13 protein-coding genes and 5 pseudogenes are annotated in these 15,025 nt (G+C 68.8%); 9 read left to right on the top strand and 9 right to left on the bottom strand.

Annotation, left to right across the window (positions count from 1 at the left end):
* Positions 1-65: 65 nt before the first annotated feature.
* The 4 genes and pseudogenes from ACWCPW_RS50435 to ACWCPW_RS50420 all read right to left on the bottom strand — a co-directional run bounded on the left by ACWCPW_RS50435 (position 66) and on the right by ACWCPW_RS50420 (position 2,310).
* A complete protein-coding gene (locus ACWCPW_RS50435) occupies positions 66-449 on the bottom strand; it encodes a hypothetical protein (protein WP_449768411.1) in 384 nt (127 codons plus the stop codon).
* 94 nt (positions 450-543) lie between these two features.
* Positions 544-612: pseudogene (locus ACWCPW_RS50430) on the bottom strand (hypothetical protein); the annotation flags it as partial.
* 53 nt (positions 613-665) lie between these two features.
* The gene (locus ACWCPW_RS50425) at positions 666-959 is read right to left on the bottom strand and encodes a hypothetical protein (protein ID WP_449768410.1); all 294 of its coding nucleotides are present in this window, start codon (positions 957-959) and stop codon (positions 666-668) included.
* Between the two features lie 1,006 nt (positions 960-1,965).
* On the bottom strand, positions 1,966-2,310 hold the full coding sequence (locus tag ACWCPW_RS50420; protein WP_449768409.1) for a hypothetical protein: 345 nt from the start codon (positions 2,308-2,310) through the stop codon (positions 1,966-1,968).
* 176 nt (positions 2,311-2,486) lie between these two features.
* Here ACWCPW_RS50420 and ACWCPW_RS50415 point away from each other — a divergent pair, with 176 nt between their 5' ends.
* Both ACWCPW_RS50415 and ACWCPW_RS50410 read left to right on the top strand, forming a co-directional pair.
* The gene (locus tag ACWCPW_RS50415; RefSeq protein ID WP_449768408.1) at positions 2,487-3,158 is read left to right on the top strand and encodes a hypothetical protein; all 672 of its coding nucleotides are present in this window, start codon (positions 2,487-2,489) and stop codon (positions 3,156-3,158) included.
* Between the two features lie 840 nt (positions 3,159-3,998).
* On the top strand, positions 3,999-4,403 hold the full coding sequence (locus ACWCPW_RS50410; protein ID WP_449768407.1) for an SgcJ/EcaC family oxidoreductase: 405 nt from the start codon (positions 3,999-4,001) through the stop codon (positions 4,401-4,403).
* Between the two features lie 85 nt (positions 4,404-4,488).
* Here ACWCPW_RS50410 and ACWCPW_RS50405 read toward each other — a convergent pair whose 3' ends face one another.
* Together ACWCPW_RS50405 and ACWCPW_RS50400 are read right to left on the bottom strand one after the other, a co-directional pair.
* Positions 4,489-5,538 (bottom strand): CU044_5270 family protein, encoded by a 1,050-nt coding sequence (locus tag ACWCPW_RS50405; RefSeq protein ID WP_449768406.1) that lies wholly within the window; start codon positions 5,536-5,538, stop codon positions 4,489-4,491.
* Complete coding sequence (locus ACWCPW_RS50400; protein WP_395871155.1) at positions 5,535-6,185, bottom strand: RNA polymerase sigma factor; 651 nt, start codon at positions 6,183-6,185, stop codon at positions 5,535-5,537. The genes ACWCPW_RS50405 and ACWCPW_RS50400 overlap by 4 nt, the downstream gene beginning before the upstream one ends.
* Positions 6,186-6,327: 142 nt before the next feature.
* Here ACWCPW_RS50400 and ACWCPW_RS50395 point away from each other — a divergent pair, with 142 nt between their 5' ends.
* From ACWCPW_RS50395 to ACWCPW_RS50365, 7 genes and pseudogenes are all read left to right on the top strand, one after another.
* Positions 6,328-6,948, top strand: a complete 621-nt coding sequence (locus ACWCPW_RS50395) for a hypothetical protein (RefSeq protein ID WP_449768405.1) — start codon at positions 6,328-6,330, stop codon at positions 6,946-6,948.
* A gap of 561 nt (positions 6,949-7,509) precedes the next feature.
* Positions 7,510-7,743: pseudogene (locus tag ACWCPW_RS50390) on the top strand (DUF6892 domain-containing protein); the annotation flags it as partial.
* A 110-nt stretch (positions 7,744-7,853) separates the two neighbouring features.
* Positions 7,854-8,105: a hypothetical protein gene (locus tag ACWCPW_RS50385; protein WP_449768404.1), complete on the top strand. Its 252-nt coding sequence runs from the start codon at positions 7,854-7,856 to the stop codon at positions 8,103-8,105.
* A gap of 449 nt (positions 8,106-8,554) precedes the next feature.
* Positions 8,555-9,343, top strand: coding sequence for a TSUP family transporter (locus tag ACWCPW_RS50380; protein WP_449768403.1), 789 nt, complete (start codon positions 8,555-8,557; stop codon positions 9,341-9,343).
* Between the two features lie 120 nt (positions 9,344-9,463).
* Entirely contained in the window at positions 9,464-10,903 is a 1,440-nt protein-coding gene (locus ACWCPW_RS50375; protein WP_449768402.1) for an NF041680 family putative transposase, read from the top strand.
* 66 nt (positions 10,904-10,969) lie between these two features.
* Positions 10,970-12,504 (top strand): annotated as a pseudogene (locus ACWCPW_RS50370) (ISL3 family transposase).
* A gap of 222 nt (positions 12,505-12,726) precedes the next feature.
* Positions 12,727-12,960 (top strand): hypothetical protein, encoded by a 234-nt coding sequence (locus tag ACWCPW_RS50365; RefSeq protein ID WP_449768401.1) that lies wholly within the window; start codon positions 12,727-12,729, stop codon positions 12,958-12,960.
* Between the two features lie 73 nt (positions 12,961-13,033).
* On the opposite strand, the gene ACWCPW_RS50360 is transcribed toward ACWCPW_RS50365, so the two are convergent.
* The 3 genes and pseudogenes from ACWCPW_RS50360 to ACWCPW_RS50350 all read right to left on the bottom strand — a co-directional run.
* Positions 13,034-13,636, bottom strand: a complete 603-nt coding sequence (locus ACWCPW_RS50360; RefSeq protein ID WP_449768400.1) for a hypothetical protein — start codon at positions 13,634-13,636, stop codon at positions 13,034-13,036.
* A gap of 137 nt (positions 13,637-13,773) precedes the next feature.
* A pseudogene (locus tag ACWCPW_RS50355) lies at positions 13,774-14,612 on the bottom strand (IS5 family transposase).
* A 223-nt stretch (positions 14,613-14,835) separates the two neighbouring features.
* Positions 14,836-15,025 (bottom strand): annotated as a pseudogene (locus tag ACWCPW_RS50350) (hypothetical protein); the annotation flags it as partial.

Below are 15,025 nucleotides of genomic sequence, written 5' to 3'. Positions count from 1 at the left end.
AGGGACTGAGAAGCACTCGATCGCTTCCGTGTTCCGCCGACGAAACATGCAGCGTCTCCGGGCCGTCACCCCCGAAGTGGAGAAAGCCCGCTGCCAAACCTTGGGTGGGGCCACGTTGTCACGGCGGTTATCGCGAACAAGGAGTCGCGGTCCGATTTCCCCTGATCGCCTTCGCGGCCGAGAGAGGGAATGTCCGAGCGATGTCCGCGAAGTGTCCGCCCCTTGACCTCTCCCAGCCGGTGTACGACGCGGTGAACTGTGAGTCCGGGGCACCCGCACCAGGGGTTCCCCGGGCCGCTGCGAACACCGTGAACACTGACCATGAGGGCAAGGCACCACATGTCCCGGCCGTCGGCGATCCGCTCGGCGATCTCGGCGAGCTTGGCCGCCGCACGCCGTTGCAGACCGCCCGCGCGCTCGGGATCGTGATGGTGGCGGCCGGTCTTCAGAAGATCTGCGACCTCGTCCAGGGTGAACCCGCCGTTGCGCGGCCTTGATCACCCGAAACAACACGACCGACTCCGGCGGATACACGCGGTGCCCGCCCAGCGGGCGGTCCAGCTCGGCGAGCCGACCCCAACGCTCGTAGTAGCGCAGCGTCTGCGCGTTCACCCCCGCGGCGTCCGCGAGCTGCCCGGAACGTAGACCCACGCGGGTCCTCCCGCTCACGGCGTCGCCGGCCCGGCGATCCCCGCAGCCTCGACCGCCCGCGAGAGCAGGGCGTCCAGGACCGCGACCCGCCCGGCGGGAACGCTCACGTCCAGAACGAGCAGCAGCCGCTCTCCCGCTCGGCCAGATCCCGCGCGGGCCTCTACGCCGACGTCGAGGACAAGACGGGCCCGGGTCGGCTCCGGCCACTCGACGCCGACCAGGGTCTCGGCGAACGGCGCGCCGAACTCCGCAACGCGCAGCGGTTGCTCCTCGGTCGGCAGGGTAGGGCTCGGCGGTATCCAGGTCACCACGCCACTCCCATCACCTTCGGCCTTCCCCGGCGCATCTCGGTCGGGGTCGTGATCCGACGGTAAACGCGTACCCAGGTACCGGATGCAAGCCCATCTCGCCGATCGCTCGAACTCTCCGGAGCCCCCCGGATCGCCCAAGGAAGCCGGCCACCGACTCGGCGCCACCGAGGCATGGCGTCCCCGCAAGCCGCATGCGATGGCCGGCTCACCCGATGCCTGATCGAAATTCACCCAGCCAGGCGGTCGACACGACCCACTCGGCTTCTGCCAACACTGACAACGCAGCCCACAGCACGTACGAGGAAGGAAAAGTCATGGATCAAGCTCAGCCCCCACGCCCGGAAACCCCGTGACCGCATGAGCACCGTGGTGGACGACTCGGCGGAGAGCGGGCCCTCGCATGCGCTTTCGCGCGTGCGAGGGCCCTTTTCGTTCGAGGTGGTTCGACATGCCCTGCCCGAGCCGAGGAGACGGGTTACGGGCGTCTCGTGTAGAACGCGCACGTCTTCAAGACGCGGCACGGTCTCACGCCCGCGGATCGTCCCCCCGCGTGATGTGAACGATCAGCAGCAGGCACCAGCCCTCGACCGCCACGCCGACGACGCTTGGCGCATGTACTGCCCGTGCGAGCCGAGCCCTCGCCGTACGGCCCTCGTGGACTGTTCGGCCCGACCGCCGCGCTGATCCCGGAGGAATAGTCGTGTCCCCAATTGGTGCGGCGGACTTGACGGTTGTCATGGTCCGCGGCCCCGGACGCGGCTGCCATTTCTCCGATCCACACTCCCGGCGATCCCGGCGTGCACCGATTCCGGGTGCACGACCGCGTCAACACCCCTTCGAGGAGCGGGAAGTCGCCTCTGCCTCGTCGTTGTGCAAAGACCCCTGCGTGCGGAACACGCGAGGGTCTCCTTCGGAACTCGGCTCGGCCTTCACGACCACCGTGAACAGGCGTGCCCACGCACCGGGCGTACTTGTTTCATCGGTGCGAGACCGACCTGCTCCTCTAGCACGGCCAGGGCAATCCGCCCTGTCCGGGAACGGTGCTCAGGGACACGCTGGCCGTAGACCGGTCGAACCAGGCCGTCCGACCGGAGCCGATGCAGGTACGGTCCACGCGCCCGTCGGTGAACCGCACGGTGAACTTCACACCGTAGTTGTAGCCATTGGCCACCCCCATGAAGCTGTCCCGCCCGTTCCAGTCCCCCTTTGTGAAGCCGTTCAGGCAGACCTTCCCCCGGCTGCCCTGCCAGCAACTGCTTGCTGCCGCAGGTTCGGCGAATGTGACCGCCAGACCGGAGGCGATCGCCGTGCTCACCGCACAACCGATGATCCTCGTCCTGAGCTGCATGTTCCTCATCCTTCCGCGATTGCGCACCACGGCACCGGATCCGACGACGGCCGGGCGGAGTGCGACTGCACATCGCCGAGACCGGCGACGCCCACCATCCTGACGAGCGATCATCGAGACGAGCGCCCCCTTTCGGGCTCCGCCGAACTCCGCACACGTCGAGAGAAGAGGCATCGGTGCTTCGCGTCCACTTCACCGCCGAAGACCTGGCCAGGACCCGCATGGAGGCCGGCTGGGGCCCGTTGGCCGAGACGTTCTTCGGCCTGATGACGCTCCGCCGGCGCGGTCGTCTGCCGGCGCTCGAGAACTGGCGAGATCGGATGCACCGCGCGGTTGAACCCCACCCGGCCATGGCCCTGTTCGACGACGGGATCCTGGACCTGTTCACCCTCGTCGGGCCCGCCCCCTCCCTTGAGCAGGGCCTCGAGTCCGGGGCCCGGCCCGAACACATGAGAAGGGAGCTGAACGGGGCGGCCGAGTTACGGGAGCGAAATCAGGCTCGTCGCGGCGGCCGCACACCCACGCCGACTCGGCCGCCACTCGCGGATCCCGCCCACGACCGAGCCGATCGCCGTGAACTGGTGCGTTTTCTCGCGGAGTTCCATCACCAGGCGGTTGCCCCGCATCGGCGCCGGATCCACGCCAGGCTCGAGGCCGAGCACGTCACCCACTCGCACACCCTGGCCACCCGGGGGGTCGAAGCCATGCTCGCCGGGCTCTCACCCGGCTTCCGGTGGCGACCGCCGATCCTGGAGATCGGTAGCGGAGCACCACATGACGTCAAGCTTGCCGGCGGCGGGATCACACTCGTTCCGTCAGTGTTCTGCCAGACCGGGCCCATCCCCTAATCCAGTTCGGTCGACGACGACAGCGGGAAGGTCCTCTTCGTCCCTCTCATCCGCACTCCGGGGGAGGCGACCAGGCTGCTCGGCGCCCCCGAACCGACCACGGGCAATGCCTTGGAGCGCCTCGTCGGCCGGACCCGCGCCCGCACCCTCGAAACGATCGGCGACGGCAGCTGTACGACGACTCGACTCGCCGAGCTCGCCCGGATCTCCATGGCCGGTGCCAGTGAACACGCCCGAGTCCTGCGCGACGCAGGACTGCTGACGACCACTCGCCGGGGCAGCGCGGTCCTGCACGTACTCACGCCACTCGGCCGGGCGTTGCTCGACGCATCCGATACGGACCACATTGATCGCCACCGTGGAACACCGACGCCTCGGTAGGCGTCGAGGTGCGCCTCAACGAGTACTTGGTGTCCCGTCTGCGGCGGGCGAGGTGCATTTCGACTACTCGGCATCCCTGCTCCGAGCACTGACCCGAAGAGCGACAACGCACGGGCAGGCCATTGGCGTCGTGCCCGTGGTGTTCGGGTCCACCGGGGCAGGCGGCGGCAGACGGTCCTCGAGCCGGTCCAGTGGATTCGCGATGAACCGGCCAGGGGCGCAGAGCTCGTCCACGCGATCGTCGCAACGCGTCGGTCCACCCCCACGCGCGACCCGGCCCCGCGGCGGGCATCCCGGAGCTTGACCCGGGTGTGTATGCGGCGTGCATTCGAGCATCCCTTCCACCCTGCTCACGGGCAATCGGCGGCTCTGGTGTCCGCTGCGGCCGGGGGTTACGGTCGCCGCGGTGCGGGCCGCGGGACCGCAGGGCCGCAGGATCACCGAGGAGAGTGGTTTCGGATGGATGCCGAGGCTTTGGTCGTTCGCCTCATCGAGGCGTGGTCGCGGTTGGACGCCGACGAACTGGCCGGGTATTTCGCCGAGGACGCGGTGTATCACAACATCCCGATCATGCCGGTCACCGGGCGGGCGGCGATCCGCGACTTCATCGCGGCCTTCGTCGAGCCCTATTCGGGAGCGCACTTCACGGTGCATCACCAAGCGGTGAACGGGAACGTCGTGCTCAACGAGCGCACGGACACGTTCACGTTCGCCGACGGCGGCACGTCGGACATCCTGGTGACCGGGGTGTTCGAGGTCGAGGACGGCGAAATCCGCGCGTGGCGCGACTACTTCGACCTGGCGGCGGTGACCGACGCACTCGCCGCTCACGCGGCCTCGACGGTGACCGCGCCCGACGCGTAGCCGATCGACCTGCCGGCGGCGGAAACGACGGCCGTGCCCCGGCGCGGGGAGCGTCGGGGCACGGCCGTGAGGTGGTGGGCGTCGGTCAGGTGGTGGGCGTGGTCGGTGCGGTGGGGATGGTGTCGACGATGCTGCGCTTGAGGGCTGCGCTGTGGCCGGTGACCGTGCCGGCGGGGAGTTTCTCGAGGGGGCGGATCAACACCGTGCGTTCGCCCAGGAACTCGTAGGTGTTGCGGTCGAAGATCCACTCCGTTCGGTCACCGGCGACCTCGTCGGTGCGGGCCAGGGCGATGCCGGTACGGCCGATGGCGTCGGTGGACTCGGGCACCACGACCACGCCGGGGATCCGGGCCGCGGTGCGGTACAGCACGTCGGCCAGGCCCGGCGGCAGCACCTGGTTACGGATCAGGTCGCCGATCGTCTTGAACGCCTGGGCGTCGACGCCGTTGCCCTGGCCTTCGGTGTCCGCGTGGATTCGGGCGAGGAGGGCGTCGGGGTCGCGGGGCAGGGAGGCGAGGAAGTTGTAGGTGGGCGCGCCCATGTGGGGGACGGGGATCGGCGGTTCCGCAGCCTGCCGGGTGCCGTTGATGGTCCACGTCCGGCTGCCGTCCGGGGAGGCCCAGGACCGGCGGGTGCTCGGCTCGTCGACGCGGGTGTTGTCGCCGTCGATTATGGCGTGGGCGGAGCGGGTCTCGGTGTAGAGGTACTGGTCCGGCCCGGGCGTCTGCGCGGACGCGCCGGCGGCGAACGAGATCCGGTCGACCACCGCGGCCAGATCCTTGGTGCTGCCGGGGACGACCTTGATCACCGTGAGCGGCGACTTGCCGTCCGGGGTTGCCCGAGTGGCGGAATCGTCGTCGCCGCCCAGGGGGTTCAGCGCGATGGTCGCGGCGACCGCGAGCGCGGTGACCGGTACGGCGATCCACGCCAGGCGGCGGTAGGGATTACGGCGCGGACGGGGCGCGGGGTGGGGGTCCGGCGCGCCCTGCGGGCGTGCCATCGCGTCGATCTCGCTCATCAGGTGTCCTTCGAGAAGTCGGTGGCTGCCCGCGGACAGGACGGGGTCGCCGGCTGCCTCGAAGAGGTCGGCGTCGTCGGCGTTTTGCTCGGGGCGCCGGGGTACTTCGCGGTTCATCGGCTTTCCTTTCTCACGGGCCCGACCGCGGCGATGCGGCTGCCCTGTTGTTGTCCCGGGCGGGGAGAACGTTGCGGGTTTTCCGGAGCCGGTGGGGACAGCGCGAGCAGTTCGGCGGCGGCGAGCTTGCGCATCCGGACCCGGGCGCGGGAGAGCCGGGCGCGGACCGTTCCCTCCGCCACGTCCAGGGCCCGGGCCGCCTCGGCGGAGGTCAGGCCGGACCAGACGCACAGCATGAACACCTCGCGGTCGATGCGTCGCAGCTTGCCCAGGGCCGTCTTGGCGGCGGCCAGGCGCTGCGCGTCGGCCATGCGGCCGACGAGTTCGTCGGCGAAGTCGGGGACGTCGTCCTTGGCCGGCAACCTGGCCATCGCCTCGCGGTGCCGGCGGGTGGCGCGGCCGCGGTTGCGCAGGACGTTGATCGCGATCCCCATCAACCACGGCCTGGGGCCGGATCCCTCGTCGCGCAATCGCTCCCGCAGCCGCCAGGCCTCCAGGAAGGTCAACGACACGATGTCCTCGGCCGCGGCCCAGTCGCCGGTGACGCGAAAGGCGTGAGCGTAGACAACTCGCGCGTGCTCGGTGAACAACTGTCGGAAGGCCGCCGGATCACCGGCTCGCAGTTTCGCGTGCATCGAATAGTCCACGCTGGTGCTTGTCCTCCCGACCCGCCGCCGTTGCGTGACCCGGGTCACACGATCACGGCGACGGCCTGCGGCCCGCACGTTGCGCCCGGCGCGACCCGGGGCGGCGGTTCACCATTCGGCGTCGATCTCTCGGATCGCCGGGGTGCGCATCGCCACGAGGGCGGGGATCACCGTTGCCGACGTCGACCCGCTGCTGGCCGACGCCCTCCACCATCTCGGTGTCCGGGACCGACCGCGCCCGTTGACCGAGGACCACGACAACGCGTGGCGCGCCGGCCAGTGGAAGATCAAGACCGCCGTCCCCGCCGAGCGACCCGGCCGGCCGGTTCCTGCACGAGGCGGACGCCGTCGGACTCCTCCACTGGGCGGGCTGTACCCCGTCGACGGCGCGCACGGACAAAGCGGGAACGGCGTGTGGAACGCGATCGGATGGCTCCCCGGACACACCCTGTGGCAGGTGTTCGCCCCCGCCCGCGGAGGCCACCTCCCGGCAGACCACGCAGGACGACTGCTCGACATCGCCAACACCGCGTTCGCCGAACCGCGCCGCCTGCACGCCGTCGGATGGCGCCACGGCGACGTCACACCGTTCAAAACCCTCGTCACCGCGAACGACGAGGTCGTCTCCATCGATTGGGACCGCGCCCACCACCGGGACCTGCTCCCGCTGCCCTTGCCCTACCGGGCGGCATGGACCACGCCACCGCCCCCGAGATCGCCCGCGTCCTCGCCGACACCCCACCGGATACCCACGTCGACCTGACCGAGGAAGCCGAGACCTACAGCCTCGGCGCCGCGATCCGCTGGGCCTTCACCCGGGGAAACCCCCGCCACCACCGGACGCGTCGGCCCCACCGTCAGCCCCGACGAACTCCTCGACGACATCGCAACCGGCCGCCACCGCCGACCCGGCCACACCCCGAACTCGAGACTCTCATCGAACACACCACCCGCCGCGTTCCCCGACACCGCGCCGAAACCCGACTTTCCACGCCATCCGACGGGCAGGCCCGACGACCTCTGCGCGCTGACCGGCCGACCGGGCTGTTCGAGGGTCCTCCGCGCCAAACGACGTGCCGGAGGTGCCCGGGCACGGCGGGCCCGGGGAGCCGCCGATGGAGCAGGCCGGCCACCGATGGCAGACCCTCATCGCCCACGGGCCGCCGTCCGCAGCCTCCGAGAGGCCCTGACACCCCTCCTCCATGGCGGAATCCCGCGACGTCAACTTCCAGCTGATCGTCATCGACGAGCTCGTGTACCGGCAGGGGGAGTATCAGGAGTCCCTTGATACTCCCCGGCAGGGGTCATCACTCCGTCCTTCACGGTGAACGCATGCGGCCACGGGAGAATCGATATCCGGTCGGTGTATGTCCTCGAGAACGAGTTGGAGGAAGACGTCCTCGGGGAGTCAAGCGCCTGTCCCGAGGGGCTCGAGATCAGCGACGAGCTTCTGGCCGGTGTCGAGGAACTGTGCTTCGATGCCGGACCGCAGATCTGCCGGCATTGTGCGCCGGCCTGGGATGGCGAGGACGATATCTTCGACGTGCGCTCGCTGGACGACCTCGCTCTGCTCCCCAATCTCAGGCGAGTCACTGCCGTGGACCGGCTGCACCGGGCAAGTGCGAACTCCTCGCCGCCCGTGGCATCGAAGGGAGCTGAGTGGTGGGTATGCAATCGACCGACAAGAACGGACTCGCCGAGGTCGGCGAAGCACTCCTCGGCAAAATTGCTCACGGCGTGCCAACGAATGTCATCGAGCTGGCGAATGGCGCGGGAGTGTGCGTCGTCCACCGCGCCCGCGGCGGCGGCAAGGTCTACGTCGCCCCCGACAAGACGGCCCTGTTCGTCCCCTCCTCCATGGACTTCGGCACCGGGCTCGCCGCGTTCCTCGACGGCGCGCGCACACCCGTGGTGCCCTGACCGCCGAAGTGCCGTGACCGACGGCGAGTCGGTGGTGATCCGAGCCTCACGCGTGCGAAGGGGTGCCCGTCCGGCTCTGGGAAAGCGTCGAGCACGAGGCCGCAGCCGGCCCCGCGGACGGGATTCCGACGGAACGAGGCGCCCTTTCTCCGGCAGTGGAGGCGGCTCTGCGATGTCCGGGCCACGCGGCTCGGTCGCACGAGCGAGGTGATCGTGTTGCCGGAATGGTTGGTCGCGGACCGCGAGCGGTTCGCGACGGCCTCGATGACCTCCACGCTTGATGCCATGGCTTGGCCACGAGTTCCGTTCCGACGGCGGCTGTTCACGGGTTCGGGAGGCGCCTCGATCGCGTGAAGGTCGATGTTCACGAGAAAGGGAGACACCCCGGAGGTCTGCTCTTCCGGGGCCTGGCGATACTGGCGCGGAGATCTATTCGGGGAGCCTGCGCGGTGGATTGGTCGACGGTGGCACCCGGGTTCGCCGCCGGCCTGCTGATATCGGTGGCCACGGCGCCAGTGGGTGTCTCCGGCGCGGTGTTCCTGCTGCCCGTGCAGGTCGGCATCCTGGGGGTGCCGAGCCCGGCGGTGACGCCGACGAATCTGCACTTCAACGTCGTGGCCGGCCCCGGCGCGCTCTGGCGGCACCGCAGGACCGGCCGGCTGGGCGGACCGCTGACACGCCTGCTGATCACGGGAACCGTGCCGGGCGTGGTGGTCGGAGCCGTCATCCGGGTCTTCGCCGTCCCGGGCCCGCGGGTCTTCCGCCTCTTCATCGCCGCCCTGCTGCTGCCCCTCGGCCTGTGGCTCTGCGCCCGAACCCTGCGTGGTCCGGCGCCCGGCCGCAGCACCGGGGCGCAGCCCTCACCCCGCGCCACCGGAAGGCCGGCTGCGGCGGTCGGCGTCGTCGGCGGGATCTACGGGATCGGCGGCGGCTCCCTGCTCGGCCCGATCCTGGTCGGACGCGGCATGCCCGTCGCCACGGTCGCACCCGCGGCACTGGCCTCCACCTTCGTCACCTCGGTGGTCGGCGCCGCGACGTTCGCGCTGCTCTCCCTCACCGCGACCGGCGACGTCGCCCCCGACTGGCCGACCGGCCTGGCCTGCGGACTGGGCGGACTGGCCGGCGGATACCTCGGCGCCGCCCTCCAACCCCGCCTGCCCGAAACCCCCCTGCGCCACCTGCTGGGCGCCGTCGCCGCAGGGGTCGGCATGCTCTACGCCTTCCAAGGCCTGCGCTAAGCTTGTTCTTTATCCCCGGAAGGGTCGTTCCTGCCGGGGTTTGTGCGTTCGCCGGACAGAAGCGCGGCCGCCCTGGAAGCTTCGAAATGTCTGGTAACGAAGCAAACAGGAACGGCCGCTGTGACGAGTCTTGTGCAGGATCCCGCCCGCGTCGAGTCCCTGAACGTGTTGTCCCGCTTCAGGACGGACTTCCACGACTGCCTCACCACTCGCGCGGACGCGCTGTTCGAACCGACCGACGCGCTCTCGTGCGCCGATGGTGCCGTGACGTCCCTGGTCGACCTCACCCTCACACCCGAACACCGACGCGGCCACGGCGCCCTCCACGACGGGTCGAACAGCGGCCGGATCGACGAGGAACGCCTGCGGACCGTCCTGGCGGGCCTGCCGCTGCCCGGATGCGCGGACGGCCGGATCGTGCTCGCCGTCGACGTCAGCCCGTGGCTGCGCTCGGATGCCCCGACCAGCGCGGAACGCCTGTTCTGCCACGTCCACGGCCGCGCAAAAAGCAAGTCCGAGTTGATCCCGGGTTGGCCGTACTCGTTCGTCGCCGCGTTGGAATCCGGGCGCACCTCCTGGACCGCGATCCTGGACGTCGTCCGCCTGGGACCCGCACACGACGCAACGGCGGTGACCGCGAACCAACTCCGTTCCGTGGTGGGCAGGTTGACCGAGGCAGGTCATTGGAACGAGGGCGATCCGGACATTGTGGTCGTCATGGACGCGGGCTACGACGTCACCCGCCTGGCGTTCGTGTTGGCCGACCTGCCCGTCGAGGTCGTGGGCCGGATCCGCTCGGATCGGGTGATGCTCCACCCGAGACCGCCCCGTCTGCCGGGCACCCACGGCCGCCCGCCCAAGCACGGACCCGTGTTCGCGCTCGACAGACCCGAAACCTGGTCCGCTCCGACCCACACGACCGTCACCGAGACCACCCGCTACGGCACCGCCCGAGCCGACGGTTGGGACCGGATGCACCCACGACTGACCCATCGCACGAGTTGGCTCGATCACGACGGCGAACTTCCCGTCGTCGACGGCACGTTGGTGCGTCTGTGCGTCGACCGCCTGCCGGGTGACCGCGACCCCAAGCCGGTCTGGCTGTGGTCGTCGAAAACCGGCGGCACGTCGATCGACCTCGACCGCCACTGGCGGTCCTACCTCCGCCGATTCGACCTCGAACACACCTTCCGCCTGTTCAAGCAGACCCTGGGATGGACCCGCCCGAAGATTCGTTCGCCTCAGGCAGCCGACCGCTGGACGTGGCTCGTCATCGCCTGCCACACCCACCTCAGGCTCGCCCGAACCCTCGCCGCGGACCTGCGTCGCCCCTGGGAGAAACCCGCCGAACCCGGACGGCTGACCCCGGCCCGCGTCCGCCGCGGGTTCAGGAACATCCGCCCGAACCTCGCCCAGCCCGCCGGCGCACCCAAACCCGGAAAACCCGGCCCAGGACGCCCTCCCGGTTCCAGGAACCTTCGACCCGCACCCCGCTACGACGTGGGAAAGACCGTCAAACGCGAGCCCACCCTCACCGCCCACCACGAACGCACAGGATAAAGATCAAGCTTAGGCTCTGGCCCGTAATCGGTGGTAACGAAGGGTTACGGGTGTCGTTGGTGTGGCATGCGTGATGTCAACGAGCTTGTAGGTGTGGTGTTTTCGGGGCTGTCGGCCCTCGTCGTCGAGGACGTGACGGACGAGGGCGAAGTCATCCGGGTATCTGCGCGAACTCGGGACGATCCGGTGCCGTGCCCGGCGTGCGGGCAGCCGACGAGGCGGGTGCACGGCTTTCACGGACGGGTGGTCGCGGACGTGCCGGTGGACGGGCGGCGGGTCATGGCGTCGGTGCGGGTCCGGCGCCTGGTCCGTCCGGTGCTCGGCTGCCCGCAACAGACGTTCCGCGAGCAGGTTCCCGGCGTCGTCGAGCGCTACCAGCGTCGAACCAATCGTATGGCCGACCAACTCGGCTCCGTGGTCGCGGAGTTGGCGGGCCGGGCGGGCGCCCGCCTCTCCCGCGTGCTGGCTTGCGCGATCTCCCGCTCGACCGCCCTGCGCATGCTCATGCGCAGGACACTGCCGCCGCCGCGCGTCCCGCGTGTGCTCGGTATCGACGACTTCGCCCTCAAGCGCCGGCACCGCTACGCCACCGTGATCATCGACGCCGAGACCGGCGAGCGAATCGACGTCCTCCCCGGCCGCACCACCCAGACACTGGTCGCGTGGCTGCGCGAGCACCCCGGGGCCGAATACGTCTGCCGCGACGGCTCCGGCTCCTACGGTGAGGCGATCCGTCAAGCCCTCCCCGAAGCGGTACAGGTCAGCGACAGGTGGCATCTGTGGAGCAACCCGTGCGGCAAGGTCCTGGCCGAGGTCCGCGCCCATGCCGCCTGCTGGGCCACCACCGTGAACCCCGCCCGTCCCGGGGGCATACGCGAGCAAACCACCCGCGAGCGTTGGCAGAGAGTCCACAGCCTGCTCGGCCAAGGCGTCGGCCTGCTCGAATGCGCCCGCCGCCTCGACGTCGCCCTGAACACCGTCAAGCGATACTGAAGGAGGAGCCCACCGGGGACCGCCGCGCACCCCGCTGCAAGCCCACACTCGTCGACCCCTACCGCGACCACCTACGCAGGCGTCGGACCGAGGACCCCGCGGTGCCTGTCACCCACCTCCTGCGCGAAATCAAGGAACTGGGCTACACCGGCAGCGCGAACCTCCTGGTCCGCTACATCACCCAGGGCCGTGCCGAGGGTGACAAGCCCGTCACCACCCCGCAACGCTTCGCCCGCCTCCTCCTCACCCGCCCCGAGAACCTGCGCGACAAGGACGCCGCGCTGCTGCGGGAGCTCACCAAGACCTGCCCCGTGACATCCGAGCCCGCCCGTCTGACCGGTGAGTTCGCACAGCTGCTGGTCCCGGTCGAGGGCAACGACGCAAAGCTCACCGACTGGATCACGGCAGTTCGCGCCGTCGACCTGCCCCGCCTGCACTCCTTGGCGAACGGTCTTGAACTCGACCGTGCCGCCGTCGATGCCGGACTCACCACCCCTTACCACAACGGCCGCACCGAAGGCGTCAACACGCGAACCAAGCGGATCATGAGGCAGATGCACGACCGAGCCGGGTTCCTCCTGCTTCGCCAGCGAATCCTTCTCCAGTGATCGCTACAAGGCGCTACCACCGATTACGGGTCGGAGCCGAGTTCTTGACAGTCCCTCACCGACCGCTGAGGTGGCGTGTCAACGGCCAGTCTTATCGGCTCTGCGTCACATTCCGGATGCTTTTGGTGATCTTGCCGGGTATTCGCTTTCGTTCGCCAGGCTGACTGTTCGCGCATGGGCTGCTTGGCCGGGAAGGGGTGAGCCGCAGCGAGGGGAGTGGCCATGTCGATGGGTTCCGATTCGGGGGCCGGGATCCCGGTGCGGACGTTGGAAGTTGCGCGGGCCTCCAACCCGCGTGGCACCACTGCGATGTGGGTGCGGGACCGGCTCTCCGGGTTGTTCACGGACGAGGACTTCGCGGACTGGTATCCGTCGGACGGGCGACGCGGGATCTCGCCCGCGCGCCTGGCGCTGGTCTCGTGTGCCACCGGAAGGGGCACTGTGGACCGATTCTGACGCGAGGAGGCCCCGCCGCCGTCCATGAAGGGGCGATGGCGGGGCTCACTTCTTCACGGCGGTTCACCCTCACCTACCACGTGAGTCCGGACCAGATCGCTGTCACAGCGGTGACTCCCATGACCATTGCTCCGCAACCAAGAAAGAAGTCACCCGAGCTGCCACCACGAACCGGACCCTGGCGCCGGCCGATTCCCGCAACGAACACAGCGGCCACAACGCCCGCCGCCACTCCCAGAAGGCAGAGAAGGACTGCGGGGATCATGCTCAGGAGGGCAATGGCCAAGATCAGTGAACCCGTGGTCACAAGCACCACCGGCTGTATTCTGGCGTCTTCGATCTGCTGGCAGGTCATGACCTGCGGCGAATCACTGGGAGAGTAGGAGACAAGCAACTGGTCCCACGACGGATCTTCGAAGTCCGGTTCCTCTGGGTTTGATCCACCCAGCTCAAGCAGCCTCTCCCAGTCCGCGGCCACCGTCTCCCCCACCGAGACAACGGTTTCGATTTCGCCGCTGCCGGCCACTGCCAATCGAAGACGCAGCTCCTGCCTGGAGACACCGAGGACCACGGCAACGACGGACTGCCGACGCGTGGAGAAGCGGCGCCAATACCGCAGCCGTCTCCAGCCGGCCGCCAGCAGGGCAGAAGCGCCAAGAGCAACGGTCATCGTCACCCAAGTCGGAAGCACCTGTCCCCCCAAGAATCGACTGCTGATCACCTTCTCGCCGACCGAACGAGATCACCTCAGTCAACCAAATTAGCCGCAAGGACTCAGAGAGCATTTAGTGTGGGCGAATTACTCCTTATGCCCTAGTAGGTTCCTCGCCAGGTTGGGGTGGTCTCGTCCGTGATGCGCTTGGCGAGGTTGTCGATCGAGGCGACGTGGATCGTGGCTTCGGAGCCGGTGGTGAGGGTCTCGTAGTCGCGGGCGAGGCGTCGGTGCATCATGATCCATCCGATACTCCGCTCCACTACCCAGCGCCTTTTGAGGACGTGGAAGCCGCGAATTTCCGGGTTTCTGTGGACGACTTCGACATCGATTCCGAGCTTGGCGCCGTGCTCGACGACGGCTTTCTTGAAGCCGGTGTCCACCCAGCTCTTGGCGATGGTCGGTACGTCTTCTTGGCCCGGTCGAGGAGGCGTATTCCCAGGGTGTTTTCGGAGAGGCCCGCGGCGGTGACGGTCACGGCGAGGATGGGGCCGATCGTGTCGGTGATGATGCCCCGCTTCCGGCCCACGATTTTCTTTGCGGCGTCTGTTCCCTGGCTGGTCACGGGCACGTTGGTGGAGGTCTTCACGCTCTGGGTGTCGATGACGGAGCCTGTGGGTTCGGGCTTGCGGCCCTCCTTGACGCGGGCCGGTGCGGTCGGGTCGTGGTTGAGCCGGGTGAAGATTCCTTCGTCGCGCCAGGCGGCGTAGTAGGCGTAGACCGTGGCGTGGGTCGGAAAGTCGTGTGGGAGGTATTTCCAGGGAATTCCGGTGCGGTTCACGTAGAGAATCGCGTTGAACACGTCGCGGAGGTCGACTCTGGCCGGCTGTCCGGTGGGTCTGCGATCGAGCCGGGCTTTTCTTCATGCCGTCAAGGTCGGCTCGATCAGCGCCCATCGGGCGTCGGACAGGTCGCTGGGGTACGGCTTCCGCCGGCTCACGGAAGGGCTCATACACGAAGAGCGGCACCGAGGAGGGTATTTGGCTGGTTGGGAGATTCTGTGACATCGACAAGCCAGACGGCATCTGGGTGCGATGAGCGGAGCAAACAGACACCCACGGCCGGAGCTTCACGGATGGGAGGATGCATGTATGGCGCGAATCGTGCTGAACACCACTGGCAGACAAGCGACTTAACGCCTCAACCTATGCCTGGATCCCCACTCAGTGGAAGTCCGCCGCGTGGTCCACCGCCCACTCCCGGAAGGATCGGGCCGGGCTACCCGTGATGCGCTCCACCTCGTCGTTGACCGGTTCCGTGAGCCTGGGGGGTGGTTGGTTGGTGTGTGGGTGGTGGTGTGGGCTGGGGTGTTGCAGGTTGGATGAGAATGTTTTGTGGTCGTCCGGGTGAGGG

The sequence above is a fragment of the Embleya sp. NPDC001921 genome, assembly GCF_053594475.1.
Note: the sequence above shows the minus strand (reverse complement) of the source record. Positions and strands in the feature narration are given on the sequence as shown.

Bases quoted from the DNA above. Each gene is read 5' to 3' on its own strand.
- ACWCPW_RS50420 (WP_449768409.1), bottom strand. From the start codon at position 2,310: ATGCAGCTCAGGACGAGGATCATCGGTTGTGCGGTGAGCACGGCGATC.
- ACWCPW_RS50410 (WP_449768407.1), top strand. From the start codon at position 3,999: ATGGATGCCGAGGCTTTGGTCGTTCGCCTCATCGAGGCGTGGTCGCGG.
- ACWCPW_RS50405 (WP_449768406.1), bottom strand. From the start codon at position 5,538: ATGAACCGCGAAGTACCCCGGCGCCCCGAGCAAAACGCCGACGACGCC.
- ACWCPW_RS50385 (WP_449768404.1), top strand. From the start codon at position 7,854: ATGCAATCGACCGACAAGAACGGACTCGCCGAGGTCGGCGAAGCACTC.
- ACWCPW_RS50365 (WP_449768401.1), top strand. From the start codon at position 12,727: ATGTCGATGGGTTCCGATTCGGGGGCCGGGATCCCGGTGCGGACGTTG.